This is a genomic window from Mucilaginibacter sp., from assembly GCF_028288185.1.
Lineage (GTDB): Bacteria > Bacteroidota > Bacteroidia > Sphingobacteriales > Sphingobacteriaceae > Mucilaginibacter.
Window position 1 is genome coordinate 72,023 of the sequence record NZ_JAQBOF010000027.1, and the last position, 12,982, is coordinate 85,004.

Annotated in this window: 10 protein-coding genes; 5 read left to right on the top strand and 5 right to left on the bottom strand. The window is 38.0% G+C overall.

Annotation, left to right across the window (positions count from 1 at the left end):
• Positions 1–45: 45 nt before the first annotated feature.
• Entirely contained in the window at positions 46–978 is a 933-nt protein-coding gene (locus JWQ34_RS10680) for a nucleotide-diphospho-sugar transferase (RefSeq protein WP_299357243.1), read from the bottom strand.
• Between the two features lie 573 nt (positions 979–1,551).
• Here JWQ34_RS10680 and JWQ34_RS10685 point away from each other — a divergent pair.
• Together JWQ34_RS10685 and JWQ34_RS10690 are read left to right on the top strand one after the other, a co-directional pair.
• Entirely contained in the window at positions 1,552–4,245 is a 2,694-nt protein-coding gene (locus JWQ34_RS10685) for an MBG domain-containing protein (RefSeq protein WP_299357244.1), read from the top strand.
• Positions 4,242–4,943, top strand: a complete 702-nt coding sequence (locus tag JWQ34_RS10690) for a hypothetical protein (RefSeq protein WP_299357245.1) — start codon at positions 4,242–4,244, stop codon at positions 4,941–4,943. The genes JWQ34_RS10685 and JWQ34_RS10690 overlap by 4 nt, the downstream gene beginning before the upstream one ends.
• Before the next feature lie 12 nt (positions 4,944–4,955).
• Here JWQ34_RS10690 and JWQ34_RS10695 read toward each other — a convergent pair whose 3' ends face one another.
• The 3 genes from JWQ34_RS10695 to JWQ34_RS10705 are packed head-to-tail and all read right to left on the bottom strand — an operon-like array spanning position 4,956 to position 10,222.
• Positions 4,956–6,698 carry an OmpA family protein gene (locus JWQ34_RS10695; protein ID WP_299357246.1) on the bottom strand — a complete coding sequence of 581 codons (1,743 nt, stop codon included), beginning with the start codon at positions 6,696–6,698 and terminating at the stop codon, positions 4,956–4,958.
• Between the two features lie 9 nt (positions 6,699–6,707).
• The gene (locus JWQ34_RS10700; RefSeq protein WP_299357247.1) at positions 6,708–7,688 is read right to left on the bottom strand and encodes a type IX secretion system membrane protein PorP/SprF; all 981 of its coding nucleotides are present in this window, start codon (positions 7,686–7,688) and stop codon (positions 6,708–6,710) included.
• A gap of 8 nt (positions 7,689–7,696) precedes the next feature.
• A complete protein-coding gene (locus JWQ34_RS10705) occupies positions 7,697–10,222 on the bottom strand; it encodes a gliding motility-associated C-terminal domain-containing protein (protein ID WP_299357248.1) in 2,526 nt (841 codons plus the stop codon).
• 358 nt (positions 10,223–10,580) lie between these two features.
• Here JWQ34_RS10705 and JWQ34_RS10710 point away from each other — a divergent pair, with 358 nt between their 5' ends.
• Complete coding sequence (locus tag JWQ34_RS10710) at positions 10,581–11,198, top strand: fasciclin domain-containing protein (protein ID WP_299357249.1); 618 nt, start codon at positions 10,581–10,583, stop codon at positions 11,196–11,198.
• Positions 11,199–11,272: 74 nt separating this feature from the next.
• Positions 11,273–11,749: a peptide-methionine (R)-S-oxide reductase MsrB gene (gene msrB / locus JWQ34_RS10715; RefSeq protein WP_299357250.1), complete on the top strand. Its 477-nt coding sequence runs from the start codon at positions 11,273–11,275 to the stop codon at positions 11,747–11,749.
• Here msrB and JWQ34_RS10720 read toward each other — a convergent pair.
• A complete protein-coding gene (locus JWQ34_RS10720; RefSeq protein ID WP_299357251.1) occupies positions 11,739–12,095 on the bottom strand; it encodes a GIY-YIG nuclease family protein in 357 nt (118 codons plus the stop codon). The two genes, msrB and JWQ34_RS10720, sit on opposite strands and share 11 nt — an antisense overlap.
• A gap of 84 nt (positions 12,096–12,179) precedes the next feature.
• Between JWQ34_RS10720 and JWQ34_RS10725 the strand changes: the two genes are divergently transcribed.
• Complete coding sequence (locus JWQ34_RS10725) at positions 12,180–12,953, top strand: XRE family transcriptional regulator (protein ID WP_299357252.1); 774 nt, start codon at positions 12,180–12,182, stop codon at positions 12,951–12,953.
• Positions 12,954–12,982 lie beyond the last annotated feature (29 nt).

Below are 12,982 nucleotides of genomic sequence, written 5' to 3' on the forward strand. Positions count from 1 at the left end.
CAATTACACCAATTTGTACAGGATTTTAATTAAAATAGAATGATTTTATCCCTTGAAATAATAACCTTTAACGCCTAATAGGCTAAGTAGTTTCCGTTTAAAAATGCTGGTTAACAATGCCTTGAAATAGCGATTGTCTGATTTTCTATCGCGAATAACAAATGAAGGATGTTTTAAAGGAAATTGTATAGGATGGGTAATGTTATGTTTAAATTGATCATTAGCAGATAGGGTATGGGTAGCGTCTACACCCAGACCTATATTTTCAATTAAATTAACATTTGGGATTATTGATAATCCCGAGTTTGAAAACAATGCAAATGACCATTGATAATCCCACCAGTTAGCATTAGGGTTATTGTAACTATTATGAATTTTCGCTAATCTGTACTTTTGTTCAAAGGTTGAGCCGAAGTAACCTTTAAAATAATCCTTTTTAATTAGCTCAGGATATTTTTTTACGCCAAAATCATAAAGGTTCCAGGCGCGGCGCCAGGTGGCCCATCCCCATTCGTGTGGGTATGATGAAAAATAATAAGAATAATCATCATCATTTACCCAGCCCTTTTGAAAATTACTGCCGGTAATATGCATAATGCGGGTATCATGGCGATATTTTTCAAGCATTTCCTGGCAATATTTAAAAAAACCTGGGTCGGGTAAGCAATCGTCTTCTAAAATTATTCCCTCTTCTTCATACTCAAAAAACCAGTTGTAAGCCCCCGAAGGACCTAAACCACAGCCTACGTTTTCATCACGAAATAATGTTTTTAACTCACAGTCCCAATCTACATTGGCAACTACCATTTTTCTTATTGCTTTGCATTTTTCTGCATCACTGGCATTGTTTGGCCGGGGGCCGTCAGAAGCGACATAAAGCTTTTTAGGTTGTGCCTTCCTGATAGCCTCAAACACCAAAGAGGTGGTTTCAAACCTGTTGAAAACGACAAAAAGTACAGGAGTATTAAACGATGACATCAGTTATTAAATAGAATTAGGCTAAATATGCAACAAAAATGTTACAATATAAACGATTGGGCTTTAATTGCATTAAAATTAACATTTTAACCATTATATAATCATATACACCGTTAATGTTATAAATATGTCGATGAACTTACCTATACGTTTATTCATTGTCATTAGTTTCTATTAGTTCATCATCTTTACCCTTAATCTAAGGTAAAAGGTGCTGTAAAGATAGGCAATTATCAATTATTGTATTGGAAGAAGCATTGCGTGAGCGTAAAATCAAATTGTCGTTAACTCCTGTAGAATTCTAATTGTAAAAGGCAATTTAGAGACGGCGCGTACAGGCATAATTAAAGCTCGTTACGACTACCTTATATGTTCAAAGATTTAGATTATTAGCAAGGTAAATTATCTTTATAATACTATAAATAAGAATTATAACCCTCGTTTTTTTAGTATATTATCTTAGTACAATAAATGGGTGTGTTTTTAACTAAAGCGATATTTATTGTTGCAATGAATTAGTATTTATTTTTTAACAATAAATGCTAATTATAGTATCTTTGACATAGGTTCGGTATGGATAAACTTTATTTCACAATTTTAGTTATAATAACATTATTGGGCGCAAATACGCTTTATGGTCAGGCTCCCGTTATTTCCTATCCTACACCACAAACTTTTGCTTTAGGCAAACCTATAATCCCAATACCCATAACAAATACAGGCAAACCGGTACCATATGGCTACTATGCACAAAGCAGCGGTGTAGCAGGCAACATGCTTTATGGTTATAAAGATACTACCACGTCAGGGTCAGCCAGTTTTGCCAACCCGATTGGTATTACGGTAGACCCGGCAGGAAATACTTTTATTGCAGATGCAAATAATAACGCTATACGTAAAATTTACCCGAGTGGTCTTGTTACCACATTCGCAGGAGGCAATGGTGCCGGTTTTGCTGATGGTACAGGCGCGGCTGCAAAATTTAACTATCCTACAGGCTTAGCGTCAGATAAGAACGGTAATATATATGTTGCTGATTTTTCTAATAATGCTATCCGGAAAATAACAACGTCGGGTGTTGTTACAACAATTACCAATACAGGCTTAAATTTACCCTATGGCCTGGCTATTGATGGCACCAATAATATAATTGTTACCGATACCTATAACAATATGATAAAAAAGGTAACGCAGGCGGGTGTGATTACCATAATTGCAGGTAATGGAGGTAGTTCGTTAACAGATGGCCTGGGCACAGCCGCCAGTTTTTATTTACCATATGGTGTTGTTCTGGATAATGATGGTAATATATATGTAACAGATCGTAACAATAACGCTATACGTAAAATTACGGCAGGCGGAGCTGTCACTACAATTAACCATGGTATCAATATTAATAAACCAACAGGTATAACCATTGATAGTAACGGGAATTTGTATATTACTAATGGGTTTGGGTTTATATCAAAATTAACTACAGGCGGGGTAACTACTGTTTTTGCCGGGGCCGACAGTGTACACAATGACGGTATTAAGTTTAGAGAAGGTGTAGGTACAGGAGCAAGATTTGGCGCTAATGATGGCATTTCTTATGATCCCGGAGGTAATTTAATAATTGCTGATGGACAGAATTTTATTGTCAGAAGAGTTTCTTTAAACGGATTTAATATCACTCCTGAATTACCTTCTGGTTTATCTATGGCTAGGGATGGTACCCTTTCGGGCACACCTGATACCATATCATCAGCCAGGGACTATACTATTACAGGTTATGCAAATACCACAAACGGCAGTACGGTGCTTAATATTGGCATATTAAGCATAGCGCCCCAAACAATTACATTTAACGCTATCCCTGGTGCTGTTTACGGTGCTGCAGATCTGTCAAACTTGGCAACCAGTACAAATACTACCATACCTATAACTTATACCAGCAGTAATACAACTGTTGCTACTGTAGTTAACAGCGCTATACATATAGTTGGTGCAGGCAGCGCGAATATTACGGCAAATCAAGCCTCAAGCCCTAATTATACCGCGGCAGCACCGGTAACCCAACCTTTAACTGTTACAAAAGCTACGTTAACTGTAACGGCTAATGATCAATCTAAAATAACGGGCCAGGATAATCCTGCTTTAGCGTTTAACTATTCGGGGTTTGTAAATGGGGATGACAGTACCAAATTAGTTACCAAACCAACTGCTACAACCACCGCTATAACCACATCGGCGGTCGGTATGTATCCAATTACGGTGAGTGGGGGCGTGTCAAATAATTATTCATTTAATTATGTAGCAAGTACCTTAACAATTACTGCACTACCTGCAATTAGCGCAAGCGGACAAACCGCGTTTTTAGTAGGCGATTCTGTACTGCTATCTGTAAATTATCCTGCAGGTTATAACTACCAATGGAATTATAATGGAGCGGCCATCTCCGGTGCTACAAAATCAAGCTATGCTGCTAAAATAACCGGGACGTATACAGTTAGTGTAACTATAAATGCACATACAGCAACTTCGGGTGCAACTAATGTAACAGCAGCATTTGTTTTACCGGCTCAAAATTTCACCCTAAAAATAAACTCGGTAACCTGTAAAGGAAACGCTAATGGTACTGTATTTATTTCGACTGTAAAGCATCTTAATTATATAGCCAATGTTGTAGATGGTTCAAATATTAGTACCTCTTATCCGTTTACCGATACCGTAACAATTGGTAAGTTAAAACCGGGTAATTATAGTGTTTGCATAGCTGTAAGCGGACAGACCTATTTGCAATGTTATAATGTTGTTATTACAGAGCCTAAAGATCTTACCGTTTATTCATCCATCAACCGCACCGTAAATACGGTTAATTTGCAATTAAGCGGCGCAAGTCTATATAATGTTGATTTAAACGGAACGATTTATACAACATCACAAAACCAGTTAACATTACCACTTATATCAGGTACTAATAAAATATTAATTACAACAGATAAATTGTGCCAGGGTATAGTAGAAAAGAATATTGTAATTAATGATTATATCCCATTCCCTAACCCGTTTACCGGTACGTTAAGTGTAAATATTGGCAATACTATTACTAAACAGGCGCAGGTAAGTATTTATAATGTGGTAACCGGTAAAGAGGTTTATGCTAATAGCTATACCAATCAATCAGGAATTGTAGAGATGGATCTTAAAGGCTTGGGTTCGGGTTTATATTATTTGAATTTAAACCTGGATAACACAATTTCATCATTTAAAATACTAAAGAAATGAAAAGGTGTATAATTTTTGTTTTGTTGATTTTAGTTATATCTGGCTGTAAAAAAAAGAGAAGCACAACCGATAGTACAACAACCACTACAATACCGGGCAAACCAAGTTTAACTACTCCGGCAAATAACTCTATTTGTATATCAGGCACTACGATATCTTTAACAGAAAGCCAGGTTTTGTTTACATGGTCAACCACGGTTAATACCAATAGTTATGACCTGGTCTTAAAAAACCTACTTACTAATACGTCAACAACAACAAATGCAACCGATACAAAGGCTACGGTTACTTTAACACGTAATACACCTTATTCATGGTATGTATCGGCAAAACAAAACAGTTCAACTACCACAACCCAAAGTGATATCTGGAAATTTTATAATTCGGGAGCAGGTACCATAAGTTACGCGCCTTTTCCTGCCGAAATTGTTGCGCCAACTTATGGCCAGATTATAGCTGCCGTTAATAACAAGGTAGATCTTTCATGGAAGGGGAGTTCGGTTGATAATAATATAACCGGGTATAATGTTTATTTTGGCACCAGTACAAATCCGCCTGTAATAATAAACGGTATTACTAATACTTTTCTTAGCAGTGTTGCTGTAGCTGCACACACTACGTATTACTGGCGTGTAATTACAGTAGATAGCAACGGTAATTATACCGACTCCGGATTATATCAGTTTAACGTTCAATAATGGTTAGCACTATTATTCGCTTAAAACGCGTATTTCGGTCCTGCGGTTTACCTGGTGATCTTCTTCTTTGCAATATTCGCCTTTGGCGCATTGGTTAAGCAATTTAGTATCGCCGTATCCTTTAGCTAACAATCTATAACGTGCGACGCCTTGTTTAACCAGGTATGCAACAGCCGCTGCCGCTCTTTTATTAGATAATGTTAAATTATAAGCAGATGGCGCACGCGAGTCCGTATGGGCGCTTACTTCTATCCGTATGGATGGATGTGACCTTAAAATAGCCGCCAATTTATCCAGTTCGATAGCGGCATCATGGCGTATATTCCATTTATTTAAATCGTAATAAATATTGTTCAAAATAAAGCCTTCGCCTTTTTTTAGGGTTAATATTGCAGATGGCGCTTGTGGCGAAGGAATTGACTTTATAGGATTTACAGCCAAAACAATGGGTGGTTTATAACCAAAGCTATATATATCATCGCTGCCCTTTCCGCCTTCGCGGTTTGATGAGAAGTAACCGCTTAAACTATCACGCGTTAAAAAATAAAAGTCGTCACTGGTGCTGTTAATAGGATACTTTAAATTAACAGGTTTGCTCCAGGTTGATTTTTCGCCTTTGGCTTTAAATATATCAAGCCCGCCCATACCCGGTAAACCGTTTGACGAAAAATATAAGGAATTATCATTACCTAAACTAGGGAAAGATTCATCGTCCTTAGTATTAATGCTTTTGCCGCAATTTACCGGTTGATCCCATTCGCCATTACTTTGTTTAACACAATACCAAATATCAGTTTTCCCTTCACCACCAGGCATATCTGATGTAAAGTAGATCACATCGCCATTTTTTGAAAGTGTGGCATTGCCAACCGAATATTCTTTTAAATTATTATAAGCGAAATTTTTAAAATTAGCCCATTGTCCGTTTACTTTAGTTGCTACCAGCAATTGCAGGCGGCGGGTATAAACATATTGTGTAGCGTTGTCGATATTTTGATCGAGGGATAGTTTTTTACGGGGCAGGGTAGTGGTAATAGTAATATAAGCTGTATCGCCCGAGTTAGTTAAAACCATTGGCCCTACATGATAATCGGCATAAAAAAGAGGATTATCTTTAGTTTTTAATGCTAAAGGAAGAGTGATGTCTCCGTCTATATGGTACATTTTGAAATAGCCATCACCATTGCGGGTATTAATGTCTTTTTTCTTTTCGCTTACTTTTCTGTCCGAAGTAAAAACAAAGCCGGTTTTACCATAGTAATTAAGACCCCACTCTGAATATTTGCTATTAAATTTTTGCTCATTGGCTACCTTAAACGACTCTACAGGCGTCTTTATCCATTTTTGTGCAGAATCAACTGTAGCTAATTTAAATGGAAGATGATCTGCGTTTTCTAACGCATAATAGGCCTTATACTGCTCACGCGCTTCGGTAAATTTTTTATTGCGTAATAGTATCTCGGCATAATAGTAATGATCAATTGCCGGCGCTTCGGCAAAAGCTATTGTTTTTTGATACCATATTTCGGCATTGTCATAATCGTTCATCAAACGGTAACAATCTGCAACGCGCTCAATAACATCTTCTTTAGCATTTCGTTTACCGGCCAGGTCAAGGTATATGCTTAAACTTTTAAAGTACTCATACCGCTCAAAAAGATTATCAGCCAATTGTTTCCTATCCCGCTGTTCCTGGGCGTTAACCCGGGGCAGCAAACTAATTGTTAACAGGATAAGAATAGTTATATATTTCATATAATCATCTTAAAAAAAACGTGGACTTACTATTCTGTCTTTCACTCTTTTAAACCCTAAGCTAAGCGATATTTCATGGGATGCGGTTTGATAGCCGGGTAGTTTACTTATGCCAAAATCATACGAGTAGCCAAAGCGACATAACGGCGTAATATTTACCGCTATAACGCCCGTAAGCGCGTCTGATCTGGTTAAATTACTTTGCAGATTAGGTTTGTTCCAAAGTGCTACACTGGTGCTGTAGGAGGCCCCAACCCATATCATATCTCCAAAAAGGAAATAACTTGCAGCGTTTAGATTGGTAGGCCCTTTAAAATCTTCTTTAAATAATACCGATGGTTTAAAATTCACTACAGGCGAAATAGGTATAATAAAGCCTGTTGTTACATATAAGCTTCTAACACGCTTAGCAAATATTGAATTTGGGTCACTTGCATCTATATCCAACTCGGGAGCCAGGTTAAGCATTGATGCCCCGATATAAAGCAACGGCGAATAATAATAAAGCCCTACTCTAAAATCTGGTACAAGTTTGTATTGAACGGCTAACGGGATGCTGGCATCGGTAGTGTTTGCCGCATTAAATAAAGAGCCATCAATACCATATTCTGCTGCACCTACGCCTATACCAAAACATAAACGTTGCGAATCATCATTGCTTAATCTTAACCGGTAAGCATAATTTGCATAAATAGACGAGTTGTTTTCAGGGCCAAGCTTATCATTAGTAATTAATAAACCTAAACCTACGTTTTTAGTCTCGTCATTAGTAACGCCATCTATTGATAATGTACTGGTTTTAGGCGCACCATCAACACCTTCCCATTGCAGGCGGCTGCTCAGGTTTATTGTCCAGTTTTCTTTATAACCTGCATAAGCGGGATTTACGACCAAGCCATTAAATATATACTGGCTTAATTGTATAGTTTGCTGCGCATAGCTTTTACTTAAATTAAAAGCTAAAATAAATAGGATATATTTTTTCTTCACGCGCATCATCAATGTTTTAAATATATCCAGCCTTTAAAGGTTTTTACAACGTTGGTCTTTTCTTTGCGTCTAAGCAGATAATAATAAGTTCCTTCCGATAAGCCCTGGCCAACCCAGTCATTTTTATAATTGTCTGAATGGTAAACCTCATTCCCCCAACGGTTATAGATGGCTAATGTGCTACCCGGGAAAAGTTCTATACCCGGTATAACCAAAGCATCGTTTTTACCATCACCATTGGGTGTAATTATATTAGGCGCTTCTGAACTTGATGAAGTAACATTAACCACAACCGTATCTGCACAACCATTGGTGTTTGTAAATATAAATTGATATGGCCCTATCGCGGTTAAGCCAGATATGGTTGTTTTAGCGCTGGTAGGCGCATTAATATTAGCTATTAAGGGTATAATACCCAATTGAGACCAGGTGCCGGTAGTACTGGCAGTTAAAGTGGCAATAGTGTTCTTTTCAACCACTTGATCTGCACCTGCATTTGGTAATGCTAAAAAAGTAGTGCTATTGGTTTTAATATTATTACAACCAACACCAGACGGAGCAGCGTTACACTCATCCGATGGATCAGAAGGGACAGCGTTGTCCGGATTGGTAGCATCGGGGTCTGTAATATCAGCCGGGCGCAAAATACTTGCTGTTACATCTAAAGTACCTGACGGCGCGGTTTTAACTGTCGCGCTTATTGTAAAAGTTCTGCTGGCACCATTTTCTATATTAAGTATAGCTTTATAAAAGGTGGTTGATGTTGTGTCTTTAGTTATTATGGTAGCACCTGTAGTTGGTGTACTGGTTACTTTCACCCCTGATAAATCGGTAGGGAAAACTAATGAAAATAAAGAACCGGTAACGTCACTTGGCCCGTTATTTTTTACAATAACCGTGTAGTTAATTTTTTGCCCTACACAACCTGTATTTACATCTGCAATTAAACTCACTACTTCCAAATCAGCTTCCTGTAGCGTAAAGTTAACAGATGTGGTGATAAGGGCACTGGTTACATAGGCCCAGGTATCTATACTTCTGTTATTACCAAAATCTCCATCGGCATTAGTGGTAGTTGTTGAGCCCCATTTGTGGCCATTTATCAAGCTGTTAATACCCGTTAAATTTTGAATAGGTGAGGAAGGTGTACCCGATAAGGTAATTTGGCTATCATCCCAATAAACTGTATTATCAGGAGCGCCTATACCGTTGATGCGGGTTAGTTTAATTCCGTTAGCGTTACGTTCTACATCAAAAAACGGGAAATGTACTTCGGCGCTAAATAATAATAAGTTAATATTTGCCATATAAGTAACTGCGCTTGCAGGCATTTTATTACCTAATCCATCTAAGCCATCCCAGTTTATTGTATTAACGCCAACATTGGATTTACCGGTTAGTTTACGATCAACAGGGTCTGTAAATATCCCATTGCTATTGGCATCAATAATTATGGTATATATACCGTTGGATGTTGCTGTAAAATTAATTGTACCACCAAGCGGCGAAGTCCCCGCTTTGCCTAAAGTGCCTTCCGTGCCTCTAAAAGTCACATCGCTTACAGAAGGTATAAAAGGTGGATTAACCAGCCAGGTTGTACCTCCGCCGGGTATATTTGCGGTTACAGGCAAATCTGCAGCCGGTGGATTGAAAAATATTTTATGGGTAATATCTGATTGTGTATCGGCAGCTGTCGGGTCCTGGATATTTGTAACTGTAGTATTGTTAACGCTTTGGTAACTTGCCGCTCCTGTGTTATCCCTAAATCCCTTATTGTTTGCGAAGAACGAAAAGCCGTTTCCTGCCTGCCCGTTATTATCTAATTTATATTGATAACCATCCTTGGTGAGTATATAAAAGATGCCGTTAAAACCAACATTGAAAGAACTTAATTGCCCCGAAAATATATTGGTAAATACTCTGCCGGATAAAAAAGCCGAATTACCGGCGTTACGTACTGATACATCAAAAGCCGCTATATATTGGCCTGCAGGTTGGGTCCAGTCTGCGCCGGCTGATACCGTTGTAGGGGTGGTTTCTGAACTATTGTCAGGACTGGGGCCTACAAAATCAATCTCCCAAATACCTTCCTGCCCGGCTGTGGCCGTACGTGTATATGGGGTATAACCGCCGGCATTAGGTTGGGGTCCCGCTAACTCCTGGCTGCGGTTAGCAATAAAACCTGCCGTGGTTGAGTTGCCGCTGGTGTAAGTGGTGCCATCAGGGGCCCTTAAATTCATGGTTCCAGAAGTAATGCCCTGTGCACTTGAGCCCAGATATATAGTCTCCCCTGCTTTTACATACACCTTCATGGTGCCCAGCGTAGGAAAAGGAAACGAGGCATTGGACACCTTGCTGGTAAACAAGTAAGCTCGGCTACCACCGTTCGAGTTTAGCTCTTTGCTTCCTTCGGCTAGTATAACCTGTGGTAAAAACAGGAGTAGTAGGAGATAACAGCCTAATAGCCAATTTCTTGAAAGAAAATCTAATGGAAAAATATTATTATGATTAAGGACAGAATACCATCGCCGCATTTCTAAATGACTTTGATTATAAATTTAGATATAAATATGTAAATATTGCAACATCTTTATTATTTATTGTATAATTAATTAAGCCTCAACAATATTTATTATTAAATATGAAATTTTTCTGATAGGTTGCCAACCCTTTTTAATTACACATCAAAATATGTTATACGCAAATGTCCGTAATTGGTTGTAAACAACCCCTGAAAGGTGATATTCGTCAAAATAGTTTCAAGTCTGTTGAACCTGCCTTCTTTAAGAATTTAAACACTTGAATAACACTCTATTGTATGAACAGTATAGCGCATTAACCGTTAATTTAGCAAGCCTAAAACAGTTTAAGCATTACCTGCGTTTACTGAATATGAAAACAACTATCCTGATTGCCGGCCTTATTCTAAATAGCTTTATGTTGTTTGCGCAGGATATTGTTACAACACAAAAAGTCGATTCTATAAATAATCCACTTAAGCTTGCTACCGCTACTTTAAAAAAGACAGAGGGTGCCAGCATGTTGCCGACCAATGATATTGCTGGCAATATTGCCAAATCATCGGAGTTAAGTGCATTTTATAAAGCAATACAGATTTCGGGGTTGGATGAAACATTTAAAAGCAGGGGGCCAATTACGGTATTTGCACCAAACAATCAGGCATTCGGAGGCACAATGGCAGGCAAATTAGATACTTTACAAAGGGCAGATCATAAGTACGATCTGATAACTTTAATTACCTATCATTCTTTATCGGGGATAATTACTGCTAAAGACATTGGACATGCAATAAATTCAAATAAAGGGTTTGCAACATTTATTACACTTACAGGTAGCAAGCTAATGGCTAAATTTGATGCTAACAGAAATATTGTGTTGATTGATGAAAACGGTGGACAAAGCGTGATCAGTAAATTTGACCTGAAGCAAAGTAATGGCTTAATACATATTACAACAGCTGTATTAATACCTCGATTTAAAAATCTATAAGCTGGCGCGCGTATAACAAACCACATGAAATATTATTACGTAGGTTTGGTTATAACCTTAAATATCTATAAAAAATGAAAAGATCGATTTTAGCAATAGCAATATTATTTACAGTTACTGCGCTGGGATGCCAAAACAGCAATGGACAAGTAAATCAGAAAAGATTAAGTAAACCGGCTGCCGAGTGGAAAAAACAGCTAAGTGCTGATGCTTATTATATAATGGTTGAAAGTGGCACCGAACCACCTTTCCATAACGCCTATTATAATAACCATGAGAAAGGTGTTTATGTAAGCGCCGCTACCGGCGATGTACTATTTACCTCGGAAGATAAATTTGAAAGTGGAACCGGTTGGCCAAGCTTTGTTAAGCCGGTTGATATGAAAAAAATAAAAATAGTAACCGACAACAGTTTTGGCGAAACCCGCGATGAAGTTATAGAACGTAGTACAGGATTACACCTGGGCCATGTATTTGATGACGGCCCTGCTGACAGAGGCGGTAAAAGATATTGCATGAATTCGGGCGCGTTAAAGTTCATTAAAAAGTAGCCGAACTGCGGCGCGCGTTTATTGACGGACGCAGTAGCGGCCTTGTACGTAAGCCGCTTTCAAAATTCAAACCAATGGTCAGATCTATCCAATCAGGGTTAACAGGTCTGATCATTTTTTCTTTTTGAGGCCTTGTAAAAGTGCTTACTGTTTTGAAACGCTCCATAGCCAACTCTTCCGAATTTATTTCTTCAAAATAAACCAAACGGTTTAATTGTTGCGAGCTGTCAAAAAACAACGTAGGCATATCGCCATAAAATTTTAACGTTTTTAATAGGTCTGAGCAAAGGCCAACATGTAAGTTATTCCTGTTTCTGTCTGTAATAATGTAGATAAAGCGTTTCATTTGATAATAAAATTTGCTGGTTAAAAAATAATTACTAATTTTATGAGCATAAAAATACTAATTATTTTAGCAAATGCAAATTTTATGGCAAAAATTTCATCAAATATTAAATTCTTAAGGAAAAAGAAGGGACTAACCCAGCAACAGTTTGCTGATGAGGTAGGTATAAAAAGATCATTAGTTGGCGCTTATGAAGAAGAAAGAGCCGAACCTAAATACGATTTACTAAAAAAAATAGCATTATTCTTTGACATCACCGTTGATGATTTTATTAACGAAACCATTGACGATAAATGGCTGGCTAAACCCAAACCTAATGCAGGCGGCTTGCGCGTACTAAGTATATCGGTTGATAAGGAAGATAACGAGAATATTGAAATGGTGCCGTTAAAAGCCAGTGCAGGCTATATGAATGGCTATGCCGATCCGGAATATGTGGCGCAATTGCCCAAACTATACCTGCCAATGTTTAAACAGGGCACTTACAGGGGTTTCGAAATAAAAGGCGACTCTATGCTCCCGCTGGTATCGGGTACTACTATTATAGGCGAGTATGTTGAAAACTGGGGTGATATTAAATCATCCGAAACTTATGTTATCATATCAAAAAATGATGGTGTAGTATATAAACGTATCGGCAATAAATTCAAAGACAATAAAAAACTGAAGCTTGTATCAGACAACCCGGTATATGACCCGTACGAAATTAACGGCGAGGATATTTTAGAGGTATGGAAAGCCAAGGCATATATATCCACCCATTTGCCAATGCCTACGCCCGAACCAACCATGGAAAGCCTGACTAATATGATGGCCCAGATGCAACGATCTATATCGAAATTGGAAGGCAACAATTAAGTTACATTATATGCACTAAACCTTATTCA